The 15177-nt window shown below is 58.6% G+C and carries 15 protein-coding genes; 5 read left to right on the forward strand and 10 right to left on the reverse strand.

Features of this window, described 5'->3' with window-relative positions; all coding sequences use genetic code 11:
• Positions 1-23: 23 nt before the first annotated feature.
• Genes CD175_RS22645 through dapA form a run of 3 tightly spaced genes read right to left on the reverse strand, consistent with a single transcriptional unit; the run spans position 24 to position 2798 of the window.
• Positions 24-782: an MBL fold metallo-hydrolase gene (locus tag CD175_RS22645; RefSeq protein ID WP_104450524.1), complete on the reverse strand. Its 759-nt coding sequence runs from the start codon at positions 780-782 to the stop codon at positions 24-26.
• A 4-nt stretch (positions 783-786) separates the two neighbouring features.
• The gene (bamC, locus tag CD175_RS22650) at positions 787-1902 is read right to left on the reverse strand and encodes an NlpB/DapX family lipoprotein (protein WP_104450525.1); all 1116 of its coding nucleotides are present in this window, start codon (positions 1900-1902) and stop codon (positions 787-789) included.
• A gap of 17 nt (positions 1903-1919) precedes the next feature.
• On the reverse strand, positions 1920-2798 hold the full coding sequence (dapA, locus tag CD175_RS22655) for a 4-hydroxy-tetrahydrodipicolinate synthase (RefSeq protein WP_007979774.1): 879 nt from the start codon (positions 2796-2798) through the stop codon (positions 1920-1922).
• Between the two features lie 328 nt (positions 2799-3126).
• Here dapA and CD175_RS22665 point away from each other — a divergent pair, with 328 nt between their 5' ends.
• Together CD175_RS22665 and CD175_RS22670 are read left to right on the forward strand one after the other, a co-directional pair.
• On the forward strand, positions 3127-3687 hold the full coding sequence (locus CD175_RS22665; protein WP_007979776.1) for a glycine cleavage system transcriptional repressor: 561 nt from the start codon (positions 3127-3129) through the stop codon (positions 3685-3687).
• Positions 3688-3697: 10 nt separating this feature from the next.
• Complete coding sequence (locus tag CD175_RS22670; protein WP_104450526.1) at positions 3698-4171, forward strand: peroxiredoxin; 474 nt, start codon at positions 3698-3700, stop codon at positions 4169-4171.
• A gap of 130 nt (positions 4172-4301) precedes the next feature.
• Here the strand turns inward: CD175_RS22670 and CD175_RS22675 are convergent, their stop codons facing one another.
• Positions 4302-5372: an AI-2E family transporter gene (locus CD175_RS22675; RefSeq protein ID WP_007979780.1), complete on the reverse strand. Its 1071-nt coding sequence runs from the start codon at positions 5370-5372 to the stop codon at positions 4302-4304.
• Positions 5373-5403: 31 nt separating this feature from the next.
• Entirely contained in the window at positions 5404-5643 is a 240-nt protein-coding gene (locus tag CD175_RS22680) for a sulfurtransferase TusA family protein (RefSeq protein ID WP_007979782.1), read from the reverse strand.
• A gap of 98 nt (positions 5644-5741) precedes the next feature.
• Between CD175_RS22680 and CD175_RS22685 the strand changes: the two genes are divergently transcribed.
• Entirely contained in the window at positions 5742-7175 is a 1434-nt protein-coding gene (locus CD175_RS22685) for a M48 family metalloprotease (RefSeq protein WP_104450527.1), read from the forward strand.
• A gap of 77 nt (positions 7176-7252) precedes the next feature.
• Here CD175_RS22685 and CD175_RS22690 read toward each other — a convergent pair whose 3' ends face one another.
• The 4 genes from CD175_RS22690 to rpoE form a co-directional block, all read right to left on the reverse strand.
• Positions 7253-8677 carry a DegQ family serine endoprotease gene (locus CD175_RS22690; protein ID WP_095966283.1) on the reverse strand — a complete coding sequence of 475 codons (1425 nt, stop codon included), beginning with the start codon at positions 8675-8677 and terminating at the stop codon, positions 7253-7255.
• A 178-nt stretch (positions 8678-8855) separates the two neighbouring features.
• Positions 8856-9815 (reverse strand): MucB/RseB C-terminal domain-containing protein, encoded by a 960-nt coding sequence (locus tag CD175_RS22700; RefSeq protein WP_104450529.1) that lies wholly within the window; start codon positions 9813-9815, stop codon positions 8856-8858.
• Positions 9816-9823: 8 nt separating this feature from the next.
• Entirely contained in the window at positions 9824-10411 is a 588-nt protein-coding gene (locus CD175_RS22705) for a sigma-E factor negative regulatory protein (RefSeq protein WP_104450530.1), read from the reverse strand.
• 31 nt (positions 10412-10442) lie between these two features.
• Complete coding sequence (gene rpoE, locus CD175_RS22710; RefSeq protein ID WP_003172477.1) at positions 10443-11024, reverse strand: RNA polymerase sigma factor RpoE/AlgU; 582 nt, start codon at positions 11022-11024, stop codon at positions 10443-10445.
• A 552-nt stretch (positions 11025-11576) separates the two neighbouring features.
• On the opposite strand from rpoE, the gene nadB reads away from it, so the two are divergent.
• Both nadB and CD175_RS22720 read left to right on the forward strand, forming a co-directional pair.
• Positions 11577-13184, forward strand: a complete 1608-nt coding sequence (nadB, locus tag CD175_RS22715; RefSeq protein WP_104450531.1) for an L-aspartate oxidase — start codon at positions 11577-11579, stop codon at positions 13182-13184.
• 458 nt (positions 13185-13642) lie between these two features.
• Positions 13643-14068 (forward strand): hypothetical protein, encoded by a 426-nt coding sequence (locus CD175_RS22720; RefSeq protein ID WP_104450532.1) that lies wholly within the window; start codon positions 13643-13645, stop codon positions 14066-14068.
• 95 nt (positions 14069-14163) lie between these two features.
• Here the strand turns inward: CD175_RS22720 and CD175_RS22725 are convergent, their stop codons facing one another.
• Positions 14164-15165, reverse strand: coding sequence for a hypothetical protein (locus CD175_RS22725; protein WP_104450533.1), 1002 nt, complete (start codon positions 15163-15165; stop codon positions 14164-14166).
• Positions 15166-15177: the final 12 nt, after the last annotated feature.

Genomic DNA, 15177 nt, shown 5'->3' on the forward strand with positions numbered 1-15177 from the left:
GCTCCGCTTGCTAAGTAGATGGGCTAGGCGATGTGACGCCAGTCGAGCCCTGAATCTTGATCGGCCAGTTGCAGCCAGTTCGGGTCGCACCCGAGGGTGTCGACAAAACATTGCCGGGCCAGCTGCGGCAGGTTGTTCTTGCTGCTCAGATGGGCCAGGACCAGGTGTTGCAGGTCCTTCCAGCCCAGCTCGGCCACCAGGAATGCCGCCTGATGGTTGTTCAAATGTCCCAGTTCACCGCCCACCCGCTGCTTGAGAAAGTACGGGTAATGACCGCGAGCCAGCATGTCCCTGCAATGGTTGGACTCGATCATCAATGCATCGAGGTCCCGGTAACCGTCCAGCACCTTGTCGCAATAGGAGCCCAGGTCGGTCAACAGGCCGAAACGCCGTAAACCGTCACTGAAGACATACTGCGTCGGTTCCTGTGCATCGTGGGCCACGGCAATGACACCGATGCTCAAGTCGCCGATTTGCAACTCCTCGCCGCCGGCCAGAAAGCCTGCGGGTTCAATCGGTTTGCGCATCCCGCGCAAGGTCCCGCGACTGAGGTAGACAGGCAGATTGTAGCGCCGAGACAGCAAACCCACGCCATGCACGTGGTCGGCATGTTCGTGGGTCACGAGTATCGCGCTCAGCTGCGCAGGGTTCACACCCAGTCGCAGCAGGCGTTTTTCGGTTTCCCGCAGGGAAAAACCACAATCCACCAGCACGTACGTATCAGCGCTGGCTATCAGCGTGCCGTTCCCTTGACTGCCGCTGCCGAGAACGGCAAAACGCATAGGATCAGCCCAGGTTGTCTTGAATCTTGCTCAACACTTTACGCGCCACATCTGCCGGCGCCACGGTGTTGATGTTCTTCTCGACGGTGACCTGGACGTTCTCGCCAACCTTGCTCAGGCGAACCTGATAACGCTCGGCACGGGCTTCACGCTCTTCCTTGCTCGGCGCACTGCCGAACAGGCTGCTGAAGAAGCCTGGCTTGTCGTCTTTGCTCTCGGCTTTTTCGGCCAGGTTGATGTAGTACAGGCCCAGGCTGCGGTTGATGTCTTCAACGCGCCATTCGCCCTGTTCCAGCGCACGACCTACGCTCGACCAGGCACGGTCAAGGTCGGTACCGACGTTCAGCACGGGGTTGCCGCTGCCGTCTTCACTCAGGCTGACACGGCTGGGCGCGTCGAAATCACGCGAAGCCAGCATGGAGACCGAACCGCCCTTCTCCGAGATACGGCTCATGCTCGCGAGCATGTCGTCGACCAGTGCCGCGTCCAGGCCAGTGTTGACCGAACGGTTGGTGAACTCGACGTCGGCGGTGCTGCCGGCAGGACGCTCGGCACTGACCACGTAGACTTCACTGGTGTTGCGCTGCACGCCCGGCTCGATGCGCACCCGCACGCGGGTTTCGCTGTCCGTGCTGACGCCGGCCGCGCCCAGGCGCTTGGCCATGGCCGCAGACAGTTCATCGGAATGCTGCCAGGTCGTGGTGAATTCGCCGGTTTGCGGGCGCTGTTCATCCAGACGGAAACCGTTGTCCTGGAAGAACTGAACGGCCACGGGCCAGATTTCGGCCGGCGGGTTCTGCGCCAGGATGGAGCTGGTGCCGCCGCTCTTCTGCAGCGAGTATGCACTGGCGTCGGCAGCCGCCGTCAGCGGCTGGGGACGAGGAACGACGTATTCGCCCGTGGCGGTGTCATCGGCCACGTTGCGCGGGATTGGCAACAGCGGGTCCAGACGCTTGGCGGTATGGATATCCGGCGGAATTTGCATCGGTGCAGTCTGTTGCGCTTCCAGGTAATCGCTACCACGGTCACGGAAATAACCTTCCGGGCCCCAGACCCATCCACAGCCACTGGTGCTGGAGATAATCAAGGCAAGTGCGGAAAGTCCGGCCATTCGCTTCATGCGTTGTACTTCCTCAATTAAACCAGGACGCTGCACTGGCGCAGGGCCGTGCGGAGCGTTTCGTGACAAGGTGCGCTCAGCCAGGTCAGCGGCAGGCGAATGCCTTCGTGCATCAGGCCCATTTCGACCAAAGCCCACTTCACCGGGATCGGGTTGGCTTCGATGAACAGGTCCTTGTGCAGCGGCATCAGTTTTTCGTTGATTGCCCGTGCAGTCTCGGCATCCCCCTTGAGGGCGGCCTCGCACAGATCGGCCATTTCACGCGGAGCGACGTTGGCGGTGACGGAGATGTTGCCCTTGCCGCCCATCAGGATCAGCTCGACCGCGGTCGGATCATCGCCGGACAGCACGATGAAGTCCTTGCTTACGCCATCGAGGATGGCCTTGGCGCGCTTGAGGTCGCCGGTCGCTTCCTTGATACCGATGATGTTCGGCACGGTGGACAGGCGGATCACGGTCTCGGCCTGCATGTCGCAGGAGGTGCGGCCGGGAACGTTATAGAGAATCTGTGGAATGTCGACCGCTTCGGCGATGTGCTTGAAGTGCAGGTACAGGCCTTCCTGGGTCGGCTTGTTGTAGTACGGCACGACCAGCAGGCAGGCATCGGCGCCGGCTTCCTTGGCATTGCGGGTCAATTCGACGGCTTCGCGGGTCGAATTGGCGCCGGTACCGGCAATCACCGGAATGCGACCATTGACCTGCTTGACTACCGCTTTGATGACGGCGATGTGTTCATCGACATCAAGGGTTGCCGATTCGCCGGTGGTGCCAACGGCGACAATGGCATGGGTGCCGTTTTCAAGGTGGAAGTCCACGAGTTTGCTGAGGCTGTCCCAGTCAAGACGCCCCTGTGCATCCATGGGAGTGACCAGTGCCACCATACTGCCCGCAATCATGAAACCGCTCCTGCCGGAAAAAGAGAGCCGTAATGGTACTGGCGCCAAGTTGCTTGCACAAGCGAAGTACTGTGCTGCCGCCATTCCCCTTGGCGCCGGTTTTCGCTACCCTTCAGACTTTGATCGTTACAGACAAGCTCGCCCGTCGGGTTTCAGCCTCCATTTTCGGCATCACAAGTCCTGATCCAGCGTTGCCACGTCTCGCTCCCGCCCCGGCGGAGCCTGTTCGCAACCTGTCACTGGGACTTTCTGAGTTCGCATCCGCAGGCTCGCTCCCGGCCAATCAGCCCTTAGACGTACCGACCGCTCATCGCTTTAGGAATGCTGCATGTCCACCCCCACAGTTCGCGAACAATTCCTTGTTATCAGTGCCCTCGGCGCCAACCCCATGGAGCTGACCAACGTCCTGTGCCGCGCCAGCCATGAAAACCGCTGCGCCGTTGTCACCTCTCGCCTGACCCGTCATGGCGAATGCAGTGCCCTGGTGCTGGAAATCTCCGGTAGCTGGGATGCCCTGGCGCGCCTGGAAGGCAGCCTGCCAGTGCTGGCCAAGCGTCATGCATTCACGGTCAACGTGGTGCGCAGCGCCGCCTTGGAAAACCGCCCACAGGCCCTGCCGTACGTCGCTTATGTCAGCTCGGCCTACCGCTCGGACATCATCAACGAGCTGTGCCAGTTCTTCATGGACCACAATGTCGAGCTGGAGAACCTGACCTGCGACACCTATCAGGCTCCGCAGACCGGCGGCACCATGCTCAACGCCACGTTCACCGTGACCTTGCCGGCCGGCGTGCAGATCAGCTGGCTGCGCGATCAGTTCCTGGATTTTGCCGACGCGCTGAACCTGGACGCCCTGATCGAACCGTGGCGCCCACAGAACCCAATGTAAGGAAGCTTTCATGGCCGTTGCCATCGACCAACCGGTTGCCGATTTCGAAGCCCCCGCCACCAGCGGGCAGACCGTCAGCCTCGCAGGCCTGAAGGGCAAGCAGGTGGTGATCTACTTCTATCCGAAGGACAGCACGCCAGGCTGCACCACCGAGGGCCAGGGCTTTCGTGATCAGTATGCTGCGTTCAAGGCCGCCAATACCGAAGTGTTCGGTGTGTCTCGCGACAGCCTGAAATCCCACGAGAACTTCAAGTGCAAACAGGAATTCCCCTTTGAGCTGATCAGCGACAAGGACGAAGCCATCTGCCAGCTGTTCGACGTGATCAAGCTGAAAAAGCTGTATGGCAAGGAATACATGGGCGTGGATCGCAGCACCTTCCTGATCGACAAGAATGGCGTGCTGCGTCAGGAATGGCGTGGTGTGAAAGTGCCAGGGCATGTTGATGTTGTTTTGGCTGCGGCTCAGGCCCTCGACAAAGCCTGATTTCTTCGATGCCTGTTCCGCCTCTATCGCGAGCAGGCTCGCTCCCACAGTTGACCGGGTTGTTTTGACTGACGCGATCTGAGGTGGGAGCGAGCCTGCTCGCGAAGAGGCTGTCAGCCTCACCGAAGATTCAAAGCAATGGCGCCACCTCCGGCTCCTTGCGCGGCCAGGCATCCAGCACTGCCTTGAACAGCGTCGCCAGGGGAATCGCAAAGAACACCCCCCAGAACCCCCACAACCCGCCAAACAGCAGCACTGCGCAGATGATCGCCACCGGGTGCAGGTTGACCGCCTCCGAGAACAGCAAGGGCACCAGCACGTTGCCATCGAGCGTCTGGATGATTCCGTAGACCGCCATCAGGTAGATGAACTGATCGCTCCAGCCCCACTGGAACAGCGCAATCAGAAACACGGGCACAGTCACCACCACGGCGCCGACATAAGGCACCACCACCGAAATCCCCACCAGCAGGGCCAGCAACGCCGCGTAGTTGAGTTCAAGAACGACAAAGGCGATGTAGGTCACGCCACCGCAAATGAAGATTTCGATGACCTTGCCGCGAATGTAGTTGGCGATCTGCCGGTTCATCTCATGGGCGACCCGGGTGATCAGCGCCCGCTCACGGGGCAGGTAACCACGCACCCACTGGCCAATCATGGCCCGGTCCTTGAGGAAGAAAAACACCAGGATCGGCACCAACACCAGGTAGATCATGATGTTCACCAGCAAGGGCAGGCTCGACAGCGAGAACGTCAGTGCCCACTGACCAAACTTGCCGATTTCGCCGCGCGCCACTTCAATGGCCTGCAGTACTTGCTCATCAGACACCAGGTGCGGATAGCGCTCGGGCAGCAGCAACAACAGTGACTGCCACTTGGCGAGCATGCCGGGCAACTCGTTGAACAACGTGATCAGTTGATGCCACAGCAACGGCACGACCACCACGATAAACACCAGCAACAGCCCCATGAACAACGCAAAGACCAGCCCCACCGCGACCCCACCCGGCACACGCAGGCGTTCAAGCGTCACCACCAGCCCCTGCATCAGGTACGCCAGCACCATCCCGGCGAGCACCGGCGCCAGCATGCCGCCCAGGGTCAATACGGCGGTGAACGCCAGAAACAGCAGGACAGCCAGCACCACCGCTTCTTCATCGGAAAAATAGCGCTGAATCCAGTCGCGTAACACTTTGAACATCAATAATCCTTAGGAGCAAACGCAGCAGACTTCAGGCTTTTTTCAACCAGTAGCGGTAAACACCCGCCTCATCTTCTTCACGAAGCAGGGTATGACCGGCCAATCGGGCAAAGGTGCGAAAATCACGCTGCGAACCTGCATCGGTGGCGATGACCTTGAGTACCGCGCCACTGGCCAGCCGGTTGAGCTCCATCTTGGCCTTGAGCAACGGCAACGGGCAATTCAGGCCGCTGGCGTCCAGTTCAACGTCATGCTCTACAGCATCGGTCATTACATCACTCCGGGTCAGGTGGTTGAGTTGCCTAGAATATCTGGTCGCAACGCCGGTGTCCGGCTACAGTAAGGTCTTTGTCGACTAAGGCTTTGTGCATGACATTTTTGCGCCCTACCCTGCTGACGCTCGCTTGCCTGCTCGCCTCACCGGGCTTCGCCGACGACCTGCCGTCACTCGGCGACGCCAGTTCTGCCATTGTCTCGCCACAACAGGAATACCAGCTTGGCCGCGCCTGGCTGGCCATGTTGCGCAGCCAGGTTTCACAGCTCAACGATCCACAACTCAAGGATTATGTGGAATCCAGCGTTTACCGTCTGGTGGAGACCAGCCAGGTCACTGACCGGCGCCTGGAGTTCATCCTGATCAACAGCCCACAGCTCAACGCCTTTGCGGCGCCGGGCGGGATCGTCGGGGTCAACGGTGGCTTGTTCCTCAACGCCCAGACCGAAGGCGAATATGCCTCGGTACTGGCGCACGAACTGGCTCACTTGTCGCAGCGCCACTTTGCCCGGGGTATCGAAGCGCAAAAACGCATGCAAGTGCCGATGATGGCTGCATTGCTGGCGGGTATCGTGGTAGCAGCCGCAGGTGGCGGTGACGCCGGGATTGCAGCCATTGCCGGCACACAGGCGGCGGCCATTCAGGAACAGCGACGATTCTCCCGCCAGAACGAACAGGAAGCCGACCGTATCGGCATCCTCAACCTGGAAAAGGCCGGTTACGATCCCCGCTCGATGCCAACCATGTTCGAGCGCCTGGGGCGTCAGTACCGCTACGATGCCAAGCCACCGGAATTCCTGCTGACTCACCCGGTCACCGAATCGCGTATTGCCGACACCCGCAACCGCGCCGAACAGTTTCCAACGGGCGGTATTGAAGACAGCATGCGCTACCAACTGATCCGCGCACGCGTACAGCTGATCTATGAGGAAAGCCCGGGGCTCGGCGCCAAGCGCTTCCGCGCCCAGCTCGACGAGAACCCGAAAAACGACGTGGCGCGCTACGGCCTGGCGATCGCCCAGATCAAGGGCGGCCAACTGAACGAAGCACGGGAAAACCTCAAGCAGTTGCTGGCCAAGGCACCTAACGAAATCATTTACAACCTGGCTCAGGTCGACCTGGACATCACCAACAATCGCCTGGCGGATGCCCAGTCCCGGGTTGACCGGTTGATAACCCAGTACCCTGGCAACTACCCGCTGAATCAGGTGCGCGTCGATCTGCTGCTCAAGCAAAACCGTACTGCGGATGCGGAGAAAGCCCTCGAAGGCCTGCTCAAGTCACGACCGGATGACCCGGACGTGTGGTATCAGGTTGCCGAGACGCGCGGCTTGTCGGGCAATATCATCGGCCTGCATCAGGCGCGCGCCGAATATTTTGCCTTGGTCGGGGACTACAAACAGGCCATTCAGCAACTGGATTTCGCCAAACGTAAGGCCGGCAGCAACTTCCCGCTGTCTTCGCGGATCGACGCACGGCAACGCGAGCTGATGGAACAAGAGCGCATGATCAAGGACATGATGGGCTGACGCCCTCGCAGACAATAAGTCCGGACATAAAAAAACCGCCTCTTTCGAGGCGGTTTTTTATTCAGCCATCAACCGGGTTATTCAGCCAGTTTGAAGGTGATGAAGCTCGCACGACCTTGACGCAGTACCCGCATCGACACCGAGCGGTTCTTTGGCAGCGCCTTGGCGATGTCCGCGAACTCCTTGGCGGAACCGATGGCCTGGTTGTTCAAGTGGGTGATCACATCACCCGGCTGCAAGCCGATCATGGCGGCAGGACCGTCCTGCACCTCCTTGATCACCACACCACCTTTGAGGTCGTAGGTTTTCTTCTGGTCGTCAGTCAGTTCGACCACGGAAACACCCAGGCGATTGCTGCTGCGTTCGATGCTGGATTTTGGCTCGGCGCCCATTTCCTTGTCTTCATCCGGAATGGCACCGACGGTCAGCTCGACATTTTTGCGCTTGCCGTCACGAATCACTTCCAGATCGGCCTTGGCGCCAGCCTTCAATGCGCCAACGAGGTGCGGCAGGTCGGCCGACATGACGATTGGCTGACCGTTCATGCTCAGGATCACGTCGCCAACTTGCAGACCACCCTTGGCAGCCGGGCCATCATCCTGGATCTGGGCCACCAGCGCACCCGCCGGTTTCTCCAGGCCGAACGATTCGGCAAGGTCCTTGCTCACTTCCTGAATCACCACGCCCAGCCAGCCACGGCTGACCTTGCCACCGGATTTCAGCTGATTGGACACATCCATGGCCACGTCGATCGGGATTGCAAACGACACGCCCATGAAGCCACCGGAGCGGGTATAGATCTGCGAGTTGATCCCGACCACTTCACCATTCAGGTTGAACAGCGGGCCGCCCGAGTTACCCGGGTTGATCGGCACGTCGGTCTGAATGAACGGCACATAGTTTTCATTCGGCAGACTGCGACCGACGGCGCTGACGATGCCTTGGGTCACCGTGTGGTCAAAGCCGAACGGCGAGCCGATAGCAACCACCCACTGACCGGCCTTCAGGTCCTGGGATTTACCGAGCTTGAGCACCGGCAGGTCCTTGCCTTCGATTTTCAGCAGCGCCACGTCGGAACGTGGGTCGGTACCGACCAGCTTGGCCTTCATTTCGCTGCGATCGGCCAGACGGACGAGGATTTCGTCTGCGTCAGCGATCACGTGGTTATTGGTCAGGATGTAGCCGTCAGACGAGATGATAAAACCCGAGCCCAGGGACGTTGCCTCGCGTTGACGATCGCGAGGAGAACGCGATTGCGGCGGCATGCCCCGCTCGAAGAATTCGCGCAGCATTGGCGGCAGGCCTTCGAGGTCGGGCATTTGCTGGCTGACTTTGCGATCCGGCAGCTTTTGCGTGGTACTGATGTTCACGACCGCGGGCGAGGCCTGTTCGACCAGTTGCGTAAAGTCAGGCAATTCGACCGCTTGGGCGGTGACCGCCTGACCGAGCACCAGCACGGTGGCAATTATGGAAAGGTAGGACTTCAAGCGTGGTATCGACATACGGCTCCCGTTACGACGAGCAGGGTTAAGCGATATGGAGCAAGGAACACCGGGAACAATACGCCGGTATTTTTGTTCCGGGAACAACAAACAAGGCCAGAGCCGAGGGGCTCTGACCTATAAGAAATTTAAGGTTTTTTTGCAAATTGAAATGCTCACGAAACATTTCGAATTCAGCTCACTGCTTGGTTGCAGTGGCGTCGCTGCGCATTGAAAGCGCTATCCGTTCAGCAGTACCGACCGGTATCTCGCCGACGACCGTCACCATCATATCGCCCTGTGCCGTGGTCAAGCGCCGGGAAACCGCAACGGTCGGCCCCAACTGAGTACGGGTGTCGGTGACGGTTGCGCCATTCAACGGTTCGAGGAACACCGAAAAACGCGCCAGTCCATCGTCGTACATCAGGCTATTGACCTGGGTCTTGGTCTGCGGGTCCTTGCGAGCGGTACTGCTGGTCAGCTCGAAGCCGGGTGGCAACCAGTCGGAACGCCAGACCTGGGCAGCCTTGACGGCAGAAGCCTTGTCACTATCGAGGTTGACCGGCTTGCAATCATTGCTGGCCTGCAGATCCTTTTCGGAAGGAACGTCGGCCGTATCCAGTTGCGTGAACTGGAAGCGCTCCAGCAACCGCCCCTTGTCGTCCAATAACAAAGACTTCAGAGGCAGGCCGGTCTCTTTGTCCAGATGCAGTTCAAAACCGTAGCGGTGCTGATCGCGGGGTTTCAGCGATACGATCACCGCCGAACGCCCGGCAACACGCGACTTGCCGATGACGGCGAGGTCATACCAATTCTTGAGCTTTTGAGGATCGAGTGCACGGCCAGCGGAGTTGGGGGAATCCCCCAGCCCTGCTATCAGTGTGCCGCTGACGCATTGAGTGTGCCCATCAATGCGAACGACTTCCTGAGCGGAGCCGTCGAGCTGGATCAATCGCTCGCGGACCTTTCCATCCTGGACCAGGTGCCAGATGTTATGGGTAGAAAAACTACCGTTACGCTCGTAGACGAAAGTACCCTGAAAGCTTTGCTGCTGCTCTGCCTGGCCCAGGCGGGTCAACCAGTCCTGGGCATCGTCAGCTTGGGCTGGAACGATGAACCAGCCGCTGAGCAGAAGCGAAAGTAGAGGTATGGCGCGCATGATCCTCCTTAACGGTTTTCCAGACTTGCCGCACGAGCGTAAGGCAGAGCGCTCTCAGTACCTTTCAGTGCAGCCTGTTGTGCATGTTGGCGCAAGTAGCCTGGCAGACGCTGATCGTGCCAGCCTGGCTGACCTTGCAAAACGCCATTGGCCATTGGGCCTGTAGCTTCCGAACTCTCATTGTAGCCTGCCAGAACAGCAGGGCCTTTTACTTGAGGAACGGCCAGTGCGGGTTGAGCAGATTGCTGGGCCAGTTCGGCACCGGCGATCTCATCCTGGTTGTACAGACGCACACCGGCCAGTACCGCCAGAGTCACCGAAGCTGCGACCGCCAGACGACCCAGGCTGCGCCATGGACCGCGGGACGCTTTTGCCGGTGAGGCTTCGTCAGCCAGAGCAGCAGAAACAGCCGCGGCAATGTCCAGGCGTGGAAGCAGCAGATCCTTGTGCATCACTGCCCGAGCGATCTGATAACGAGCCCAGGTGTCACGGGTTTCAACATCGTCACAGGCATTCAATACCCGACGCAATTCCAATTCGTCCGCTTCGTTATCCATCACTGCGGACAGCGATTCCTGCAGGGCTTCACGACTCATGGCGTTCCTCTCTTGGCTGTCGCCGCTGTCTTTAGTTTTCCTGCAACAACGGCTGCAGGGCTTTGTCGATGGCCTCCCGGGCGCGGAAAATCCGGGAGCGCACGGTGCCTACCGGACATTGCATGACGCTCGCAATGTCCTCGTAACTCAGACCATCAAACTCACGTAAAGTTAAAGCCGTACGCAAATCTTCCGGCAGTTGCTGAATGGTTCGATGGACGGTGCCTTCGATCTCATCCCGCAGCAAAGCCCGTTCTGGCGACTCGAGATCCTTGAGGCCATGATCGCCATCGTAGAACTCTGCATCTTCGGAACTGACATCGCTATCCGGCGGCCGGCGGCCGCGTGAAACCAGATAGTTTTTCGCCGTGTTGATGGCGATGCGGTAAAGCCACGTATAAAACGCGCTGTCTCCGCGAAAATTTCCAAGTGCACGGTATGCCTTGATAAAGGCTTCTTGTGCCACATCCTGGGCTTCATGGGTGTCGTGCACAAAACGCACGATCAACCCGAGAATTTTGTGCTGGTATTTCAGCACTAGCAGATCGAAAGCACGCTTGTCGCCGCGCTGAACGCGTTCGACCAGTTGCTGATCCTCTTCCTGGGTTAGCATGAACACTCCTCGATGAGCTCGGAGGAGGCTTGCAGAAGTAAACCACCAGACTTGCAAACATAGACTCGGGCTTTTCGCAAAAGTTCTCCCCCTCCAGGCAAGTTTCCTGCGGGCTCTGATTTGGCACGCACGAAAAGCGCAGCGCGAGTGGGCCCGGCTGCGCGAATAATCTTGTCATCGGATTCTTCGCCAGGGATCGAACTGCAATCCTGTACTGAATCCGACGCTGTCCCTTGTTTCAGGCAACGGTCTATTGATCTTGGCACTTTGGCAAAAGTTCCAAATATTTATAGCTGCGCCGAACCGACATTGTGCAACCCTGAAGCGAAAAAGACTGTTAAATCGGCGATACAGTCATTCTCGCGCGCAACGGGCAGAAAAACATCCGACGAAGCGCCCGACATTTTGCGTCACAGTAGTTTCACAATGCCATGCTGGCTCGGGTATTGTGCCGTCCCCCCCCTCTATATACTAGTGGGCTGTGCGGCTGACTTGACTCGCCAGTCCAGCTGCGCCACCCCCGACCCGGGTCGCTTTGAGCGGAATCCTGAAATGAGCCAACAGTTTCAACACGATGTTCTGGTAATTGGCAGCGGTGCTGCCGGCTTGAGCCTTGCGCTGACCTTGCCCGGTCATTTGCGCATTGCCGTATTGAGCAAAGGCAACCTCGCCAATGGCTCGACGTTCTGGGCCCAGGGGGGCGTTGCCGCCGTGCTGGACGACACCGATACCGTTGAATCCCATGTCGATGACACCCTCAATGCCGGCGGCGGCCTGTGCCATGAAGACGCGGTGCGCTTTACCGTCGAGCACAGCAAGGAAGCAATTCAATGGCTGATCGACCAGGGCGTGCCCTTTACCCGCGATGAACAGTCGAGCACTGAAGATGGCGGGTTCGAATTCCACCTGACCCGCGAAGGCGGTCACAGCCATCGGCGCATCATCCACGCCGCCGATGCCACGGGCGCTGCCATTTTCACCACCCTGCTCGAACAGGCCAGGAAACGGCCGAACATCGAACTGCTGGAACAGCGGGTTGCGGTAGACCTGATCACCGAGAAACGCCTGGGACTCGACGGTGATCGCTGCCTCGGTGCTTATGTGCTCAATCGCGGCACCGGCGAAGTCGATACCTATGGCGCCCGCTTTGTGATCCTCGCCTCCGGGGGAGCGGCCAAGGTTTACCTGTACACCAGTAACCCTGACGGTGCCTGCGGCGATGGCATCGCCATGGCCTGGCGCTCGGGCTGCCGGGTGGCAAACCTGGAATTCAACCAGTTTCACCCCACCTGCCTGTATCACCCGCAAGCCAAGAGCTTCCTGATCACCGAAGCCCTGCGCGGCGAGGGCGCCCACCTCAAGCTGCCCAACGGCGAGCGCTTCATGCAGCGCTTCGATCCACGGGCAGAGCTGGCGCCACGGGACATCGTCGCCCGGGCCATCGACCATGAAATGAAACGCCTGGGTATCGATTGCGTCTATCTGGACATCAGCCACAAGCCCGAAGCCTTCATCAAGACGCACTTCCCGACGGTGTACGAACGCTGCCTGGAATTTTCCATCGACATCACCAAACAGCCGATTCCGGTGGTCCCGGCGGCGCACTACACCTGCGGTGGCGTGATGGTCGATCAACAGGGCCGCACCGACGTGCCGGGGCTGTACGCCATTGGCGAAACCAGTTTCACCGGCCTGCACGGCGCCAACCGCATGGCCAGCAACTCGCTGCTTGAGTGTTTCGTTTATGCCCGCTCGGCGGCCACGGACATTCTCGAACAGTTGCCCCGGGTTCCGATGCCCGCCCCCCTTCCCGCCTGGGATGCGAGCCAGGTCACCGATTCCGATGAGGACGTGATCATTGCGCACAACTGGGATGAGCTGCGGCGGTTCATGTGGGACTACGTTGGCATCGTGCGTACCAATAAACGCCTGCAACGGGCACAACACCGCGTGCAACTGTTGCTGGATGAAATCGACGAGTTCTACAGCAACTACCGAGTAAGCAGAGACCTGATTGAACTGAGGAACCTTGCTCAGGTAGCTGACCTAATGATCAGGTCTGCCATGGAGCGCAAGGAATCTCGGGGTCTGCACTACACGCTGGACTATCCAGAGATGCTGCCAGAGGCGAAGGATACGATCCTTACCCCGACCAGATGAGGCACGTTAGGAGCCCTGAGCGTAGCACGCTGAGGACCCGTTTTGTAACAGCTTTGGCTCACCTTTGTCCCATCGCTGGGCGTAGCGTCAGCTCGCTACTGGGGTCCTTATCGCCTGCCCGTGAGGGTCCTTATAGCGCCTGTGCGGACCTGAGAGGGCCATACGGGGGAACTCGGGCAGTAAAAGCATTGAAGGTGGTCACTCAGATTTTTCTGTCAGATTCTCATCGGGCTCTATGCGTCCACAACCATAGCGCGATATGGACAGCCACAGAGACCAGATAGGCAGCCTGTAGGGTGTCCATTGGGTTTCTCCTTCGGGAAGTTGATTAAGTTCCAGTACCAAGCCGAATACCTGTTCATCCGCTCCGACAGCTCAGTAGGAAAACCGATGTCATATTGATAGCATGCAGTGGAATCGGCATGGGCCGTTAGGGCGACTTCAAAGGACGAACAATTATGAGTTCCGTAGAGACACACCAAGCGCTTTCATTCAAGAAAACTCGGTGGATGAATCTAATAGGTGGCGCAGTTATTTCTATTCTTGCCTTAGGTGGATCCATTGTCCGCTCGGTTGGACATCTTCCCTTGAGTCAGATCGTTGTGGGTCTGGTCCTAATGAGCTTCTTTGCGCTGGTTGCTTTCGGTACGGCGCGAGCCCTATCTCAGAGTGCGAACGTAAAGCTCGTCAAAACCATGCTGTGGCTAAATTGGTCCATGATTGGATTTTATGCATTAGGGGTAGTTGCTACCGTTCTGGGCACGTTTGCTTCACCGGATGTAATGATTCGAATGCTCGTAAATATACTACCCGCAGCCTTGATCCTTGTCGTACCCCAGACCATCAACGTCATTGCGCTCAAAACTGTACGATCCATGCGTTAGCAGTCTGTGAGGTTCCCTCATGGAGAGGATGGCTGCCTTGAGCCCTGCCGATCCCTCATAGGGTCGGTCTTACGGGGCTCATTGCGATCAAGCGATCAGGTCAACTTGATGTTGGTGATCATCGGGAAGGCCACTGCCTCGGTCTGAAGACCATCAGCAGTCAGCTTCACGCGGACCTTACCGTTAGCCACGATGTCCACGACAGTCATGATCTCCAAGTCCCAGCTCATGCTATTAGCATTACGAGTTGCCTCGATGCGCCACACATCACCGCTACGGCCTTCGCGGTAGCTCAGCGAAGTGAACAGCTTAGGCAGCAGGAACAGACCTTTGTCAGGACCGCTGTAAGGCTGCACAGAGGCGCCAATGAGGTCTTGAAGGCTACCTTTGCCAGCACGCTGAGCAGCACGCTCAAGCACGGCGACCAGAGACACAGGGAGCAGGACCACGAAGTCAGCTAATGAGTTGCCTACAGTCTGGTTGATGTTCATCGTCAAGATGTCGATGAGGTCCTCAGCGATCTCTACAGGCTTGCCGGTTGGCATGGCCTTGGAGACGCTTTCGGTGCTTGGAGTAGTCGAAAGGATTGCTGCGATCTTGCCAGCGGCAATGTACTCGATGTCACGCAGCATCTTATCGGCGGTCTGAGCCATTGAGTTCTCAGTGAAGCCAGCCATCACGGTATGGTCGAGGATGCTGACCCGGTGGCTGATGAACAGAGCGGTATCCGTGGCTTCGGTGAAGATCACAGAACCGGCCAGGACTTCGCCTTTCTCGATGGTCTGGTTGTCCCAGTTCTTACGAGGGTCGAAGCTAACCGAGCGATCAGCCATGGTGAGGATCTGTTGACCCGTGGCATTCGTGCCAGCAGGACGGAACTCACAAGGGGTCCGATCCATTGCCTCTTGGCGCCAATCGTCACCGTTGAGGTAATCCTTGAGGGCCTCGGTGAGGACCTCCACGTAGACGGACACATCGGCAGCGGCAAGGCCTTCTGGGCCGACATCAGTGACATCGAATTGGATCGACCCGGTGTTGGCGTCGTAGGCCTTCACGGTGCTGAAGGTAGGTTTTACATATTGGTTGGTCAGTTTCATGGGATGGTTCTC

The organism is Pseudomonas laurylsulfatiphila (genome assembly GCF_002934665.1).
Taxonomy (GTDB): Bacteria; Pseudomonadota; Gammaproteobacteria; order Pseudomonadales; family Pseudomonadaceae; genus Aquipseudomonas; species Aquipseudomonas laurylsulfatiphila.